This is a genomic window from Pseudomonas sp. Z003-0.4C(8344-21) (assembly GCF_900104975.1).
In the GTDB taxonomy this organism is placed as follows: Bacteria; Pseudomonadota; Gammaproteobacteria; order Pseudomonadales; family Pseudomonadaceae; genus Aquipseudomonas; species Aquipseudomonas granadensis.
The window spans coordinates 4,791,921-4,806,387 of sequence record NZ_LT629756.1 but is presented as its reverse complement, the minus strand read 5'-3'; the positions used below and the strand labels follow the sequence as shown (position 1 = coordinate 4,806,387).

Genomic DNA, 14,467 nt, shown 5'->3' with positions numbered 1-14,467 from the left:
CCGTGAACCGCCTGCTTTTGAATTGCGACATTGGCGAGAGCTTCGGTAGCTGGACGATGGGTCTGGACGCCGAGGTCATGCCTTTCATCGATTGCGCCAACGTGGCCTGCGGCTTTCACGCCGGCGATCCGGGCATCATGCGCAAAACGGTCAGCCTGGCCTTGAGCCATGGTGTGCAGATCGGTGCGCATCCGGCCTATCAGGATCTTGTGGGCTTCGGCCGGCGCTCCATGGCCTATTCCGCAGAAGAACTGCAGGACATCCTGCATTACCAGATCGGCGCTCTCGACGGCATTTGCCAGGCGCAGGGCGCGCGGGTCAGTTACGTCAAGCCTCACGGCGCGATGTACAACGACATGATGGCCAACCCGGCGCAGTTGCGCGCAGTGATTCAGGCGATAGCGGCCTATGATCGCAGCCTGCCGTTGATGCTGATGGCCACGCGTGACAACGCAGCGGCGCAGCGGATCGGCGATGAATTCGGTGTGACCCTGTGGTTCGAAGCTTTCGCCGATCGTGCCTACGACAGCGCCGGCCGGCTGGTCTCGCGACAACTGCCGGGCGCGGTGCATCACGATGGCGAAACAATCGTCGCGCAAGCGCTGACCATTGCCCGTGGCGACCACCTCACCGCCAGCGACGGCAGCGCCTTGCGCCTGCACGCCAATACCCTCTGCGTACACGGTGACAACGCCAGTTCGGTGGCCGCCGTCCAGCGCATCCGTGAGGCCTTGAACCTGCTGAGTGCGCCATGAATCCCAGGGTTGAAGTGGTGGCGCTGGATTGCCTGATGCTGCGTCTGTTCGATGAAATCGCCGAAACCAACATGCCGTGGATGCTCGCCGCCAGCGAGCGTTTGCGCGCAGTCTTCGCCGGGCATCTGATCGATCTGGTGCCGTCGTATACCACGCTGATGGTGCATTACGACCTGAGCGCATTGAGCCCGGCGCAAGCGCGCGAGTTGATCGCCGTAGCGCTGGTCGACCTGTCGCCGAATGCGCGCGCCGCTGGCCAATGCCATGTGCTGCCAGTCTGGTATGACTTGAGCGTTGGCCCGGAACTGCGTCTGCTTGCCGAGCGCAGTGGGCTGGCGGTGGAAGAAGTGATCCGCCGCCACAGCGCACGCGAGTATCAGGTGTTCGCGCTCGGCTTTGCACCGGGGTTTGCCTTTATGGGCCTGGTTGAAGAAGTGCTCGCCGCTCCCCGTTTGAATACCCCGCGCAAGAAAGTCGCGGCCGGCAGCGTCGGTATCGCCGAGCGCCAGACCGCCGCCTATCCGGTGGTATCTCCCGGTGGCTGGAACCTGATCGGGCGCACGCCGGCACGACTGTTCGACCGTGATCGCGATGGCTACAGCCTGATGCAGCCCGGCGACACGGTGCGCTTCGAAGCGGTCAGCCATGCCGAATTCATCAACCTGGGCGGTGACGACACACCGTTGGAGGCGCTGGCATGAGCCGACTGACGATTAGTGCGAGCACGCCGCTGTGTCTGTTGCAGGACGCCGGGCGCTTTGGCGTGCGGCATCTGGGCGTGACGCAGGGTGGCGCGGCGGATTGGTGTTCGATGAGCTGGGCCAACTGGTTGCTGGGCAATGCGCTGGACGCCACGGTGGTTGAAATCACCCTCGGCGGCTTTGCTTTAGTGGCTGAGCAAACGTGTTGCCTGGCATTGGCGGGCGCGGATCTTGGCGCGCAGATCGACGGCCAGCCACTGGCGCCGTGGCGCAGTTTCAAATTGGATAAAGGGCAGACTTTACAGCTCACGCAACCTTTGCTCGGTGCCCGGGCTTATCTGGCAGCACCCGGCGGGTTTGTGGCGCCGAAAGTGCTCGGCAGCACTGCGACCGTGGTGCGTGAAGAACTCGGCGGTCTCGATGGCATGGGGTTGCCGCTGGCCAAGGGTGCGACGCTGGACTATCACGGGCCATCCCGGCCAATGCGTGAAGTGCCCCGCCAGCGTCAACCTGACCTGCGATCACATAAACCGCTGGATCTGGTGCTCGGCGCACAGATCGGCCAGTTCAGCGGGCAGAGTCTGTTCGATGTGTTCAACACGGTCTGGACCCTCGACACCCGCGCTGATCGCATGGGCATTCGTTTGCTCGGCAAGACCCTGGCGTACCAGGGCTTGCCGATGATTTCCGAGGGCATTCCGTTGGGAGCCGTGCAAGTGCCGCCAGACGGGCAACCGATCGTGTTGCTCAACGACCGGCAGACGATCGGCGGTTATCCACGCTTGGGCGCGTTGACGCCGCTGGCGCTGGCCCGGCTGGCGCAATACCTGCCGGGGGCCAATCTGCGATTCAGACCCGTATTGCAGGAAGATGCCTGGAAGACACACCAGAACTATCTCGGATCCTACTTGTAACGCGTGTGGTTCGTACCTGGAATCCAGACGCTTCCTTTCGGCCGAGTGCATCGTCCTACATCAGTTGTTGTGAGGCTATGAAACTATGGGGCTTCATCTCTTACAAGGAAGTTGCAGATGCGATATATGAAGTTGGGTTATCAGGTCAGGCTTGAAGGCGTCGCCAATGTCGAAAGCCGGATCGTTGAGTTCCATGACCGTGCCGAGGACAAGGTCGTCTACAAAGCGAGTATCAGCCGTTTTGGTCATGTGCAAAGACTGCAAAGTGACGAAGCCGATCGCGACGGACTGACTGCCTCGATCGAACGGTTTCTGGCCAAAACCTGTTCCGATATGCAACGCATGTTTGACAACCACCACCGCGCTGATCAAAACGGCAAATCCATGGAACTGCTGGCTGAGGCCGGCAGCGTCCGGGTTGGTTTTTTTGCCGCAGACGGGAAGAAGCAGCACGAAATGCTGATTACACCGGAAACCCGCCAGGAAAAGTCCAAACGCCTGGAACGCGAAGCTCAACGCTGGAAGGAAGTGGTGCAGGAAGCCAAAAGGCGCGGTGTGCCCCCGCCGCCTGTTTGTAAAACCCTGGACCGGGGCTTCATGGACAGACTTTGCGAGGCCTATGTAAAACTGGGTTGGTAAGTCTGTGCCAGATAGGTAACGGGAAAGGCGACAGCCAGTGCGCTGATCGCCTTTTTTCGCGTCACTTCGACAAAAAACGCATGCCTTCCTCAAGCCCGCGTAACGTCAGCGGATACATCTGGTCGTCGATCAGATCGCGCACGATATTGGTCGAGGACGTGTAGCCCCAGGTATCTTTCGGATACGGGTTGATCCAGATGAGTTTCTTGTACTTCTCCATGAAACGCTGCATCCAGACATAGCCCGGCTCTTCGTTCCAGTGCTCGACGCTGCCGCCGGCCTGGGTGATTTCATAAGGCGCCATGGCGGCGTCGCCGATGAAGATCACTTTGTAGTCGGCCCCGTACTTGTGCAGCAGATCCTGCGTCGAGGTGCGCTCGGAAGTACGGCGCATGTTGTTCTTCCACACCGATTCATAAATGAAGTTGTGGAAATAGAAATACTCCAGATGCTTGAACTCGGTCTTGCAGGCCGAGAACAATTCTTCGCAGATCTTTACATGGGCGTCCATCGAGCCGCCGATGTCGAACAGCAGCAACAGCTTGACGGTGTTGCGTCGCTCCGGCCGCATCTGGATATTCAGCAGGCCGGCGTCCTTGGCGGTGTGGTCGATGGTGCCATCAATGTCGAGTTCTTCCGCCGCACCCTGGCGAGCAAACTTGCGCAAGCGACGCAAGGCGACCTTGATGTTGCGCGTCCCCAGCTCCACCGAATCATCGAGGTTCTTGTATTCGCGCTGATCCCAGACCTTGACCGCTTTGCCCTGACGCTTGCCGGCATCGCCGACACGAATGCCTTCGGGGTTGAAACCACCGGAGCCGAACGGGCTGGTGCCACCGGTGCCGATCCATTTGTTGCCGCCGGCGTGGCGTTCCTTCTGTTCTTCCAGACGCTTCTTGAATTCTTCTATCAGTTTGTCCAGGCCGCCAAGGGACTGGATCTGCGCACGTTCTTCGTCAGTCAGCGAACGCTCGAATTCCTTGCGCAGCCAGTCTTCGGGAATCAGCGCCTGCAAGTGATCGTCGAGCTTTTCCAGACCATTGAAATAGGCGCCGAAGGCCCGGTCAAACTTGTCGAAATGACGTTCGTCCTTGACCAGAATCGCTCGCGACAAGTAATAGAACTCGTCCATGTCGGCGAAGGTTACGCGCTGTTTCAGCGCGTTGATCAGGTCGAGCAGTTCACGCACCGACACCGGCACTTTCGCTGCGCGCATTTCATTGAACAGATTGAGCAACATGGCAGCAGCCTCTTAGCGGGTGCCGCGCCGGCTCATGAACGCCAGACGCTCCAGCAGTTGCACGTCCTGTTCGTTCTTCACCAGTGCGCCTGCCAGCGGCGGAATGGCTTTGGTCGGATCGCGCTCGCGCAGTACCGCTTCGCCAATGTTGTCGGCCATCAGCAGTTTCAGCCAGTCGACCAGTTCCGAGGTGGACGGCTTCTTCTTCAGGCCCGGTACTTTGCGCACGTCGAAAAATACATCCAGCGCTTCGCTGACCAGATCTTTCTTGATATCCGGATAATGCACATCGACGATCTTCTGCAGGGTGGTGCGGTCGGGGAAGGCAATGTAGTGGAAGAAGCAGCGGCGCAGGAAGGCATCCGGCAGCTCTTTCTCGTTGTTGGACGTAATGATGATGATCGGGCGTTTCTTTGCCTTGATGGTCTCGTCGATCTCGTAAACGTAGAACTCCATCTTGTCGAGTTCTTGCAGCAAGTCATTCGGGAACTCGATGTCGGCCTTGTCGATTTCGTCGATCAGCAGAATCACCCGCTCCTCGGACTCGAACGCTTCCCAGAGCTTGCCCTTTTTCAAGTAGTTGCGCACGTCATGGACTTTTTCATTGCCCAGTTGCGAATCACGCAGGCGGCTGACCGCATCGTATTCATACAGACCCTGATGGGCCTTGGTGGTGGACTTGATGTGCCAGGTGATCAACTTCGCGCCAAACGACTCGGCCAGTTGCTCGGCGAGCATGGTCTTGCCGGTCCCCGGTTCGCCCTTGACCAGCAGCGGCCGCTCCAGGGTGATGGCGGCGTTGACCGCCAGCTTCAGGTCATCGGTGGCGACGTAGGCCTGGGTGCCTTCGAACTTCATCTGCTAATCCTCGAACGGTAACGCGGACCTGACGGGCAGGGCGGGGGCGAAATAATCGGATGCCCGACTATAACGCGCAGCCCGGTCGACTGTGAACGCAGACGGGGTATTCAGTCTCTGAATGGAGCGTCACATGTTGACTCAGTCTCGGCTGATGGCCAGTATTCGGGTATCGCCGATTTGGCGATAGCCTTGCGGCATGTCTACTAAATATCGATTTCGCGATAAATACCGAATTCAGCTACGGGAAAAGGATCACCCACCGCCTCACGTTCACCTTACCGGTGGCGGCGTTGATGTGATGCTGAGCCTGGAGACCATTGAAGTGATGATGGGTAAGGCACCGCCGCTGATTGTCAAGGAGGCCCTCGCATGGGTAGCCACACATCAGGCGCAATTATTGGAGGACTGGAAACAATGTTATCCATGAAGCGGCCTCGTCTGGCTGCCGTGAGAGCGCTGCCGGATTTCCGCCTGGCATTGACGTTCACTGATGGCCAGCAACTGACGCTCGATCTGGGACGAGACATTCGTGGATTTCCGGGGCTACGACCGTTGCTGGATAGCGATGTGTTCGCGACTGCGACGCTAGACGAGGACGGGTGGACGGTTGAATGGCTGGAACCGGATATACAGATCGGCGCAGACACCCTTTATATGGACGCGCTGGCACAGAATGCCCTGGACGAAAACACCCGGATCTTCATTGACTGGCGTGCCCGAACGGGACTATCACTTCAGCAGGCCGCCGAAGCACTGGGCGTCAGTGCTCGCAGCATCAGCCGTTACAGCAATGGCCGCGAGGCCGTGCCTCGTTCGCTCGCGCTGGCTTGTCTGGGCTGGGATTCGCTGCAACAGCAGTCGACCATTGCAGCAGAAGATAGCGGTCGTTATATCGTCAACCGTAAACCTTAACCCTCGTCCGGCTTCGGCCGCTCATAACGGGCGTTGAATGCCTGAATGAAGCCGTTGCGCAAAATCTGTAGAAACGCTTCGAATGCGTTGATGTTCTGCTGATGCACATTGCCACTGAGTTCGACGCGGGTGGCGAACTGGTTTTTGTTCTGGTTTTTCAGCACGGTTTCGGTGCCACCGACCAGCGCTTCCCAGATCGAGCGGAAAATGCCCTTGTTCTTGTTTTCCACGTCCTGCTGCCAGTTGAACACGTCAACGTCGCGCAGCAACGGTTTGATGTAACCGGTCAGCCGCGCATTGTCTGCCTTGGCTTCGATAACCACATCGCCGTGGCCGGCGTTGAAGTCGAATTTGCCATAAGCTGCGGCGAAATCGTTCATGCGTTTGAGCTCGATGTCGCGCGCGCGCAGGCGGAATTCGAAATCTTCGAAGTCACTCAGCGGATCGAAAGTAGCGGTCACTTCGACGGGGGCATGCCCCAGCAGCAGGGCCTTGCCTTCGAAAAGAGCATCGCGTTTGCCTTCCTTGTCGACAACGTTGGTCAGGTTGTAGATGCTCGCATTGACCTTGCTCGCATTCATGTTCACCGGCGGCTTGGAGTTGAAGTTGCGGAAGGTGATGCGGCCATCGTTGATCTGCACCTCGTCGAGGGTAATTGGCAGCAGTTTGCCCAGTTGCTCACGCCAGTCGGTGCCTTGACCGGTCTGGGAGTTCTGTTTGTTGGCGCCACCATCGACAAAGTTGATTTCGGGGTTGAGAAATTGCACCTGCGCGACCACGGCATGGTCGTACCACAGTGAGTGCCAGCTCACCGACAGATCGATCAATGGGGCATCGACGAACGGCACCGGTACCTTGCCGTCGACCTTGACGATTTTCAGGCCATTGATTTTGTAGGCGCCGCGCCACAAGGCAAGGTCAACATCGGTGATTTGACCGCGGTAATCGCCCATGTCGGCGAGTTTGTCATTGAGGTAGTCGCGCACTACATACGGCAAGGCAAAATGCACCGCCAGCAGCAGTACAACGACGCCCGCGAAGGTCCATAGGGGCCAACTGTAACGACGCTTCATGGCAGGGTTCCTGAATAAGGTCCTTGAGGATTCTTTGCGATTGACTCTCGGCGTTCGCAGACGTTCGACCCGACTGGACTGTGATGTGCAACAGGCTTACCGTGGAAGGCTGAATTCAACGCTGCACAAGGACCCAGCCAATGAGCCGTATTTTTGCTGATAACGCCCATTCCATCGGTAATACACCGCTGGTGCAGATCAACCGCATTGCGCCGCGCGGTGTGACCATTCTGGCCAAGATCGAGGGGCGCAACCCCGGTTATTCGGTGAAATGCCGGATCGGCGCCAACATGATCTGGGACGCTGAAAGCAGCGGCAGACTCAAACCGGGCATGACCATCGTCGAGCCGACATCGGGCAATACCGGTATCGGCCTGGCCTTCGTCGCCGCAGCCCGGGGCTACAAGCTCATGCTGACCATGCCCGCCTCGATGAGCATCGAGCGGCGCAAGGTGCTCAAGGCGCTGGGTGCCGAACTGGTGCTGACCGAACCGGCCAAAGGCATGAAAGGCGCTATCGAAAAAGCGGCCGAGATAGTCGCCAGCGATGCCGACAAATACTTCATGCCAGCGCAATTCGATAACCCGGCGAACCCGGCAATCCATGAGAAGACCACCGGCCCGGAAATCTGGAACGACACCGACGGTGCGGTCGACGTGCTGGTCGCGGGCGTCGGTACCGGTGGAACCATCACCGGCGTTTCGCGGTATATCAAGAACACTGCTGGCAAACCGATTATCTCGGTGGCCGTGGAACCGACGTCATCGCCGGTCATCACTCAGGCCCTTGCCGGTCAGGAGATCAAACCGAGCCCGCACAAGATTCAGGGGATCGGCGCCGGTTTCGTGCCAAAGAACCTTGATCTGTCGATGGTCGACCGGGTGGAACAGGTGACCGACGAAGAGTCCAAGGCCATGGCGCTGCGCTTGATGCAGGAAGAGGGGATTCTGTGCGGAATTTCCTGCGGTGCGGCGATGGCCGTTGCGGTGCGTCTGGCAGAGACGCCGGAAATGCAGGGCAAGACCATTGTTGTGGTGCTGCCGGACTCCGGCGAGCGTTATCTGTCGAGCATGCTGTTCAGCGACTTGTTCACCGAGCAGGAGAACCAGCAGTAGGCAGATTGATGCAGGTCAGCCAGGGTTCAGGTGCCCTGTGCTAATAAATGCTTTGTTGCGAACCGCTTGACACTGAATCTTGTCAGGCGGGTTTTTCCCGGCGCCGGTAGTGTTTATCATGGCCGGCTGCCATGCCGGGTAAAAGGCATGCGCAGCGTTGTCTTTATTCAAGGAGTTGTTGATGACCGTTTCGTTTGCCGCCAAGGCGTTTGTGCTGTTGCTGTTTTTGGGCAGCACGCTTTATGTGCATTTGCGCGGTAAGGCGCGTTTGCCGGTATTGCGTCAGTTCGTCAACCACTCGGCGTTATTCGCTCCGTATAACGCTTTGATGTACCTGTTTTCCGGGGTGCCCTCGAAACCGTATCTGGATCGCAGCAAGTTTCCGGAACTGGATGTGCTGCGCGATAACTGGGAAACCATTCGCGACGAAGCGTTGCACCTGTTCGACGAAGGCTATATCCGCGCCGCGGAAAAGAATAACGACGCCGGTTTCGGTTCGTTCTTCAAGAAGGGCTGGAAGCGTTTCTACCTCAAGTGGTACGACAAACCGCTGCCATCGGCCGAAACCCTGTGCCCGAAAACGGTGGCGCTGGTCAGTGCGATTCCCAACGTCAAAGGCGCGATGTTTGCGCTGTTGCCGGGCGGCAGTCACCTCAATCCGCATCGCGACCCGTTCGCCGGTTCACTGCGGTACCACTTGGGCCTGTCGACGCCGAACTCGGACGATTGCCGGATCTTCGTCGACGGTCAGGTCTACGCCTGGCGTGACGGTGAAGACGTAATGTTCGACGAGACCTATGTGCACTGGGTCAAGAACGAAACCGACCAGACCCGCGTGATCCTGTTCTGCGACATCGAGCGCCCTTTGAGCAACCGCCTGATGACCCGCATCAACCGCTTCATCAGTGGCTGGCTCGGTCGGGCCACAGCGCCGCAGAACCTTGACGACGAACGCGTCGGCGGGATCAATCAGGCTTACGCCTGGAGCAAGCGCTTCAGCGACAAGTTCAGCGGCGTGGTAAAGCAATGGAAGCGCCGTCATCCCAAGGCCTACCGCGTGATGCGCCCGGTGCTGGCGGTGGTTGTGCTGACGTTGTTGGGGTATTGGCTGTTTGGTTGAGGCTGGATCAGGCAATAAAAAACCGCTCACTGGGAGCGGTTTTTTTTGCTTCAAGGGCGGCCGGCCAGCACGCTGGGCTCGTCCAGATCAGTTCCGTTTTCAAGAACATGCAAAAAACGACGTTGATTAGCGGATAACGCGAGACTTCCAAGCGCGCCTGCAGGCTTGGGCAACGCCTTCTTGGTCAGGGATTTTTTAATGACTTTACGCATACTCCCTTCCTCATTGATCAAAATTTGAACTGCTTTCAAGATACTTGATTCTCCACTGCAAGAACAAGGCGACCTTGCAGATCAAAGGCAAAGCCGAGTTGCTGATAAATTGGAATCGCTCCCGGCATCGGTTCCTGCACTTCGATCAAGCGACTGCCGATAATCCGGGCAAATTCATCGATAGCAATCAATGCCAGAGCTGCGATACGGTTTCTGAGTGGGTGAGCCTTCGCAGGTCTTCCCTCTAGCCGCACGATGCGAACTCGTTGACGGCTATTGTTCGGGTTTGCAAAACACAGCCCGCACAGCTCTTGTTCGAACCAGATCGCGATATCGAACGATAAAGGTTCTCGGGCTTTCCATCTGACGACCTCATCCCATGAAAAAACTGAATCGTGCCATGCTTCATAGGCCGCCAGTGCTTGGGCATCGATAGGTTCGAAGCGCACTTTCGACATGTCTGCACTTGAGGTTGACTGCATCTGGAGAGTGGCGTAAGCAGCCTTTTTCCTGGCCTCTGACCGATACAACTGATACCGCAAATACGTCCGTTCCCTGGGCATGTGATCTCTTGCATTCCCTGTCTCCTGACAATCCGTTGCCACCGCCAATTACCCTAATCACCCGGCACCGCACTGTCGCTAGCGGCCCTTTGCCCAAGTCATTGCAATCTGTGTCCCGCGCTGGTTATAGTCGGCGCTCGTGAATCAGACGACTCACGTTCCTTCCAAAGAGATCCGCACCAATGCCTGCATCCCACATCAACGCGGTAGTCGATTCAGCGGTCAACGCTGGCGTCGTGCCGTGCGGGAATCAGCAGCCTGTGCAGATCAGCCATTACCCCCCACCTGTCAGTAGCGCGCCGGTGTGCGTAGTCCTAGCACCGCCGGGCGTTGGCGTTTCGGGCTGATCGGCAGTTTGTGCTGACCCCTGCGCCCGCCAGAAAAACCTACTGAATTTCAGCTTCGGCTGAGTTGGCTTTGTGCCTGACTACAGGTGGTATTCATGTTTGTCCTTTCGAAACAATCCGCGCTCGCGGCGGCGTCCACGAGCCTGTTCGTTCTGCTGTGGAGCAGCGGGGCGATCTTCTCCAAGTGGGGGTTGGCCCATGCGTCACCCTTCGCCTTTCTGCTGATCCGCTTTGCGATTGCCTTGTGCGGGCTGGTGCTGCTGGCGCCGCTGCTCAAGCTCAAGTTGCCCAAGGGCGGCAAGCCGATGCTGTTCGCGATCGCTACCGGTGTGGTGCTGTTGGGGGCGTATCAGATCTTTTATCTGTTGGCCTTGAACAGCAAAGTCACCCCGGGGGTGATGGCGACCATCATGGGCGTGCAACCGATTCTCACCGTGGTACTGATGGAACGGCAGCGCTCGACCAGTCGGATGTTCGGGCTGGCGCTAGGCCTGGCCGGGTTGATCATGGTGGTTTACCAAGGCATCGGTCTGGCCGGGATGTCCTGGGTTGGCATGCTGTTTGGTCTGCTGGCGCTGGCGAGCATGACCCTGGGGTCGATCATGCAGAAGCGCATCACTGACAATCCGCTCGGCACACTGCCGGTGCAGTATCTGGCCGGGCTGTTGCTGTGCGGGATATTCGTGCCCTTCCAGCCGTTCCATTTCGAACACACGGCAGGGTTTATCGTGCCGGTGTTGTGGATGGGACTGGTGGTTTCGGTGCTGGCGACGCTGTTGCTGTATCGCTTGATCGCACGGGGCAATCTGGTCAACGTCACCAGCCTGTTTTACCTGGTACCGGCGGTGACGGCGGTGATGGATTACCTGATTTTCGGCAATCGCCTGGCGGCGTTGAGTGTGCTGGGGATGTTGTTGATTATTGTTGGTCTGGGGTTTGTGTTTCGTAAGTCTTAATGACCTTCAGTTGCGATGGTGGCTGTTCGGTCGCCATCGCGAGCAGGCTCACTCCTACAGGGGGAACGCATTTCAACTTGGAGCGAGCCTGCTCGCGATAGCGATCTTCGCCACCAACGCAATTAACGATCAGCCACCACTGCCGGCTTCACCACCGCAGGTTTCAACACCAGCCACAACGCCAGCGCAATCAGAACCCCGCCATACACGTGCGCCATTGAAAGCGGCTCATCCAGCAACAACGCCCCCCACAACACCCCGAACGGCGGGATCATGAAGGTCACGGTCATCGACTTCACCGGGCCGATCGAGCTGAGCAGGCGGAAATAAATGATGTAGGCAAATGCCGTGCAACCCAGGCCCAGACCGAGCAGCGACAGCCAGACGTGCCAGCCACCCCAGCTCACTGGCGGTGCAGTGATGACGCTGTAGCCGAATAGCGGCAGTAGAAACAACGTTGCCCCGAGCATGCTGCCCAGCGCCGAGAGGCGACTGTCCAGCCCGCCGGCCTGATCCAGCCAGCGTCGTGCGAGGAACCCGGCGAAGCCATAGCAAGTGGTCGCGAGCAAACAGGCAACAGCGCCCATCAACAGTTGCAGGTCGAACGCCACCGGGCCGGCGCGGGTCAGAACGCCGACGCCGAACAACCCGAGAAACACTCCGCCCAGTTTCGCCGCGGTGAGTTTTTCACTGAAGAACAAACCGCCGATCAGCACGCCCATCAACGGCGTGGTGGCATTGAAGATCGCGGAATAACCGGCCGGCAATACTTGCGCTGCAACCGAGTAAAGCGTTGCTGGAATGCCTGAGTTGATCACCCCCAGCAGCATCACGGTTTTCAGTTTGCCTTTGAAATCCCAGCTGACGCGCATCAGCCCGAGTATGACCAGCAAGCCGGCGGCAGCAATCGACACGCGAAAAAAACCGGTTGGAATGGTGCCGATCACCGGCGCAATGATGCGCATGAACAGAAAACTCGCGCCCCAGATAGCGGCCAGCGACAACATGCGGAAAATATCGACAGGGCTCACGGCGGGCCTCCTTCCTTGATCGGGACGAGAGTGTTGCCGAGTGCCCTGGCCATGGCAACCGCTAATCGGGCATTTAATTTCGCATCACCCAGCACGAGTGGGCTTGTAGGGCAAGCCGGTATCGGTTTTGGCTGAAATTGCACTTTTCCTGTGAGCCTTTCCGTGACTAAGCTCAAGCGAACCGAATTCGCGCCGAGGTTTCACCTATGCCGCAGCAATGGCCAGCCACCGACATCGCCCGCATGATCCTCGCTGGCTTCGACGATTACCGCGAGCATTTCCGGCGTATCACCGACGGTGCCCGAGAGCGTTTCGAGCAGGCCCGCTGGCAAGAAGCCCAGACTGCCTCGGCGGCGCGGATCAGCCTCTACGAGGAAAAGGTCGGCGAAACCGTTGCGCGCCTGCGCGAGCATTTCGATGAACAGACGTTGATGAATGTCAGTTGCTGGCCGCTGGTCAAAAGCGCCTACATCAGTGTGATCGACCTGCGCTTCGACGATGAGCTGTCGGAGACCTGGTACAACTCGATTTTCTGCGGACTGTTCAGCCATGACCTGATCAGCGATGGCTGCATGTTCATCCACACCACCCGGCCGACCTTGCGTCGTGCCCGCGCCGCACAGACCCGCACCTACAAGCCGCAGGGCCAACTGTCGGGCATGCTCGCCAGTATCTTCGCCGACTTCCGCTTCAGCGAGGATTACGCCGATCTGCCCGGCGACCTCAATCGGCTCGAAGCACAACTGCGGGAAAACCTGCCGGACTGGGTGTGCAAGGACCCGGAACTGGCGGTGGAACTGTTTTCCTCGGTGCTGTACCGCAACAAGGGTGCTTATCTGGTCGGGCGCATCTACACCCGCGACGAGCAATGGCCGCTGGTGATTCCGTTGCTTCACCGCGAAGGACGGGGGATTCAGATCGATGCGTTGATCACCGACGAAGCCGACGTGTCGATCATCTTCTCGTTTACCCGTTCGTATTTCATGGTCGACGTGCCGGTGCCGGCCGAGTTCATTGGTTTTTTGCGGCGCATTCTGCCGGGCAAGCACATCGCCGAGTTGTACACCTCGATCGGTTTCTATAAACACGGCAAGTCCGAGTTTTACCGCGCGCTGATCAATCACCTGGCCAATACCGACGATCAGTTCATCATGGCACCGGGCGTGCGCGGTATGGTCATGAGTGTGTTTACCCTGCCGGGTTTCAACACCGTGTTCAAAATCATCAAGGACCGTTTCTCACCGTCGAAAAATGTCGACCGCGCCACGGTGATCGAAAAGTACCGACTGGTGAAAAGTGTCGATCGGGTAGGGCGCATGGCCGATACCCAGGAATTCGCCGACTTCCGTTTTCCGCTGAGCAAGTTCGAGCCGGCGTGTCTGCAGGAATTGCTCGAAGTCGCGCCCTCGACGGTTTCCGTGGACGGCGACACGGTGCTGATCCGCCACTGCTGGACCGAGCGGCGCATGACCCCGCTCAACCTGTACCTGGAAAATGCCAACGAGGCTCAGGTGCGCGAGGCACTGGAGGATTACGGTCTGGCGATCAAGCAACTGGCGGCGGCGAACATTTTCCCCGGCGACATGCTGCTGAAAAACTTCGGCGTCACCCGACATGGGCGGGTGGTGTTTTATGACTACGACGAGATCTGTTTCCTGACTGAGGCCAACTTCCGCCACATCCCCGCGCCGCGCACGCCGGAAGATGAAATGGCGTCCGAACCGTGGTACTCGATCGGGCCGCTGGACGTGTTTCCCGAGGAGTTTCCGCCGTTTCTGTTTGCCGATGCCGGGCAGCGCAAATTGTTCGATCAGTTGCATGGCGAGTTGTATGACGCCGATTACTGGAAAAGCCTGCAAGAGGCGATTCGCGCCGGCAAAGTCATTGACGTCTTCCCGTATCGGCGCAAGGGCCTCGATAACGAATGACGGCAGCTACAAGCTTCAAGCTTCAAGCTAAAGGCCGCTACGGCTTTTAACTTGCAGCTTGCGGCTTGGCGCTGGCAGCTGCTTTTCTGCCACAATCGCC

16 protein-coding genes are annotated in these 14,467 nt (G+C 58.4%); 10 read left to right on the top strand and 6 right to left on the bottom strand.

Annotated elements, in window-relative coordinates; all coding sequences use genetic code 11:
- Positions 1 to 2: 2 nt before the first annotated feature.
- The 4 genes from BLU24_RS21655 to BLU24_RS21640 all read left to right on the top strand — a co-directional run bounded on the left by BLU24_RS21655 (position 3) and on the right by BLU24_RS21640 (position 3,009).
- The gene (locus tag BLU24_RS21655) at positions 3 to 755 is read left to right on the top strand and encodes a 5-oxoprolinase subunit PxpA (RefSeq protein ID WP_093103730.1); all 753 of its coding nucleotides are present in this window, start codon (positions 3 to 5) and stop codon (positions 753 to 755) included.
- Entirely contained in the window at positions 752 to 1,456 is a 705-nt protein-coding gene (locus BLU24_RS21650) for a 5-oxoprolinase subunit B family protein (RefSeq protein WP_093103728.1), read from the top strand. Before BLU24_RS21655 ends, BLU24_RS21650 begins: the two co-directional genes overlap by 4 nt.
- Complete coding sequence (locus BLU24_RS21645) at positions 1,453 to 2,370, top strand: biotin-dependent carboxyltransferase family protein (protein ID WP_093103726.1); 918 nt, start codon at positions 1,453 to 1,455, stop codon at positions 2,368 to 2,370. The genes BLU24_RS21650 and BLU24_RS21645 overlap by 4 nt, the downstream gene beginning before the upstream one ends.
- Positions 2,371 to 2,487: 117 nt before the next feature.
- Positions 2,488 to 3,009 carry a hypothetical protein gene (locus tag BLU24_RS21640; RefSeq protein ID WP_090282242.1) on the top strand — a complete coding sequence of 174 codons (522 nt, stop codon included), beginning with the start codon at positions 2,488 to 2,490 and terminating at the stop codon, positions 3,007 to 3,009.
- Positions 3,010 to 3,070: 61 nt separating this feature from the next.
- Here the strand turns inward: BLU24_RS21640 and BLU24_RS21635 are convergent, their stop codons facing one another.
- Positions 3,071 to 4,249: a vWA domain-containing protein gene (locus tag BLU24_RS21635; RefSeq protein WP_093103720.1), complete on the bottom strand. Its 1,179-nt coding sequence runs from the start codon at positions 4,247 to 4,249 to the stop codon at positions 3,071 to 3,073.
- A 12-nt stretch (positions 4,250 to 4,261) separates the two neighbouring features.
- Positions 4,262 to 5,107 (bottom strand): AAA family ATPase, encoded by an 846-nt coding sequence (locus tag BLU24_RS21630; protein WP_007911294.1) that lies wholly within the window; start codon positions 5,105 to 5,107, stop codon positions 4,262 to 4,264.
- A gap of 199 nt (positions 5,108 to 5,306) precedes the next feature.
- Between BLU24_RS21630 and BLU24_RS21625 the strand changes: the two genes are divergently transcribed.
- On the top strand, positions 5,307 to 5,537 hold the full coding sequence (locus BLU24_RS21625; protein WP_093103717.1) for a DUF4160 domain-containing protein: 231 nt from the start codon (positions 5,307 to 5,309) through the stop codon (positions 5,535 to 5,537).
- Complete coding sequence (locus BLU24_RS21620; protein ID WP_093103715.1) at positions 5,525 to 6,022, top strand: DUF2442 domain-containing protein; 498 nt, start codon at positions 5,525 to 5,527, stop codon at positions 6,020 to 6,022. The genes BLU24_RS21625 and BLU24_RS21620 overlap by 13 nt, the downstream gene beginning before the upstream one ends.
- Here BLU24_RS21620 and BLU24_RS21615 read toward each other — a convergent pair.
- Complete coding sequence (locus BLU24_RS21615; RefSeq protein WP_090282245.1) at positions 6,019 to 7,095, bottom strand: DUF748 domain-containing protein; 1,077 nt, start codon at positions 7,093 to 7,095, stop codon at positions 6,019 to 6,021. The two genes, BLU24_RS21620 and BLU24_RS21615, sit on opposite strands and share 4 nt — an antisense overlap.
- Before the next feature lie 140 nt (positions 7,096 to 7,235).
- On the opposite strand from BLU24_RS21615, the gene cysK reads away from it, so the two are divergent.
- Both cysK and BLU24_RS21605 read left to right on the top strand, forming a co-directional pair.
- On the top strand, positions 7,236 to 8,210 hold the full coding sequence (gene cysK / locus BLU24_RS21610; RefSeq protein ID WP_090282246.1) for a cysteine synthase A: 975 nt from the start codon (positions 7,236 to 7,238) through the stop codon (positions 8,208 to 8,210).
- Positions 8,211 to 8,391: 181 nt separating this feature from the next.
- Positions 8,392 to 9,330: an aspartyl/asparaginyl beta-hydroxylase domain-containing protein gene (locus tag BLU24_RS21605; protein WP_093103712.1), complete on the top strand. Its 939-nt coding sequence runs from the start codon at positions 8,392 to 8,394 to the stop codon at positions 9,328 to 9,330.
- Positions 9,331 to 9,380: 50 nt separating this feature from the next.
- Here the strand turns inward: BLU24_RS21605 and BLU24_RS21600 are convergent, their stop codons facing one another.
- Positions 9,381 to 9,542: a hypothetical protein gene (locus tag BLU24_RS21600; protein WP_231990170.1), complete on the bottom strand. Its 162-nt coding sequence runs from the start codon at positions 9,540 to 9,542 to the stop codon at positions 9,381 to 9,383.
- A 35-nt stretch (positions 9,543 to 9,577) separates the two neighbouring features.
- A complete protein-coding gene (locus tag BLU24_RS21595) occupies positions 9,578 to 10,000 on the bottom strand; it encodes a hypothetical protein (RefSeq protein WP_331717143.1) in 423 nt (140 codons plus the stop codon).
- Positions 10,001 to 10,547: 547 nt separating this feature from the next.
- Between BLU24_RS21595 and BLU24_RS21590 the strand changes: the two genes are divergently transcribed.
- Entirely contained in the window at positions 10,548 to 11,408 is an 861-nt protein-coding gene (locus BLU24_RS21590) for a DMT family transporter (RefSeq protein ID WP_093103703.1), read from the top strand.
- Positions 11,409 to 11,530: 122 nt separating this feature from the next.
- Here BLU24_RS21590 and BLU24_RS21585 read toward each other — a convergent pair whose 3' ends face one another.
- The gene (locus tag BLU24_RS21585; RefSeq protein ID WP_093103700.1) at positions 11,531 to 12,439 is read right to left on the bottom strand and encodes a DMT family transporter; all 909 of its coding nucleotides are present in this window, start codon (positions 12,437 to 12,439) and stop codon (positions 11,531 to 11,533) included.
- A 206-nt stretch (positions 12,440 to 12,645) separates the two neighbouring features.
- Here BLU24_RS21585 and aceK point away from each other — a divergent pair, with 206 nt between their 5' ends.
- The gene (aceK, locus tag BLU24_RS21580; protein ID WP_093103697.1) at positions 12,646 to 14,367 is read left to right on the top strand and encodes a bifunctional isocitrate dehydrogenase kinase/phosphatase; all 1,722 of its coding nucleotides are present in this window, start codon (positions 12,646 to 12,648) and stop codon (positions 14,365 to 14,367) included.
- Positions 14,368 to 14,467 lie beyond the last annotated feature (100 nt).

What these genes read in the sequence shown, in the direction of transcription:
- BLU24_RS21650 (WP_093103728.1), top strand. Translation starts at nt 752, where the DNA reads ATGAATCCCAGGGTTGAAGTGGTGGCGCTGGATTGCCTGATGCTGCGT.
- BLU24_RS21645 (WP_093103726.1), top strand. Translation starts at nt 1,453, where the DNA reads ATGAGCCGACTGACGATTAGTGCGAGCACGCCGCTGTGTCTGTTGCAG.
- BLU24_RS21640 (WP_090282242.1), top strand. Translation starts at nt 2,488, where the DNA reads ATGCGATATATGAAGTTGGGTTATCAGGTCAGGCTTGAAGGCGTCGCC.
- BLU24_RS21635 (WP_093103720.1), bottom strand. Translation starts at nt 4,249, where the DNA reads ATGTTGCTCAATCTGTTCAATGAAATGCGCGCAGCGAAAGTGCCGGTG.
- BLU24_RS21630 (WP_007911294.1), bottom strand. Translation starts at nt 5,107, where the DNA reads ATGAAGTTCGAAGGCACCCAGGCCTACGTCGCCACCGATGACCTGAAG.
- BLU24_RS21625 (WP_093103717.1), top strand. Translation starts at nt 5,307, where the DNA reads ATGTCTACTAAATATCGATTTCGCGATAAATACCGAATTCAGCTACGG.
- BLU24_RS21620 (WP_093103715.1), top strand. Translation starts at nt 5,525, where the DNA reads ATGTTATCCATGAAGCGGCCTCGTCTGGCTGCCGTGAGAGCGCTGCCG.
- BLU24_RS21615 (WP_090282245.1), bottom strand. Translation starts at nt 7,095, where the DNA reads ATGAAGCGTCGTTACAGTTGGCCCCTATGGACCTTCGCGGGCGTCGTT.
- cysK (WP_090282246.1), top strand. Translation starts at nt 7,236, where the DNA reads ATGAGCCGTATTTTTGCTGATAACGCCCATTCCATCGGTAATACACCG.
- BLU24_RS21605 (WP_093103712.1), top strand. Translation starts at nt 8,392, where the DNA reads ATGACCGTTTCGTTTGCCGCCAAGGCGTTTGTGCTGTTGCTGTTTTTG.
- BLU24_RS21600 (WP_231990170.1), bottom strand. Translation starts at nt 9,542, where the DNA reads ATGCGTAAAGTCATTAAAAAATCCCTGACCAAGAAGGCGTTGCCCAAG.
- BLU24_RS21595 (WP_331717143.1), bottom strand. Translation starts at nt 10,000, where the DNA reads ATGTCGAAAGTGCGCTTCGAACCTATCGATGCCCAAGCACTGGCGGCC.
- BLU24_RS21590 (WP_093103703.1), top strand. Translation starts at nt 10,548, where the DNA reads ATGTTTGTCCTTTCGAAACAATCCGCGCTCGCGGCGGCGTCCACGAGC.
- aceK (WP_093103697.1), top strand. Translation starts at nt 12,646, where the DNA reads ATGCCGCAGCAATGGCCAGCCACCGACATCGCCCGCATGATCCTCGCT.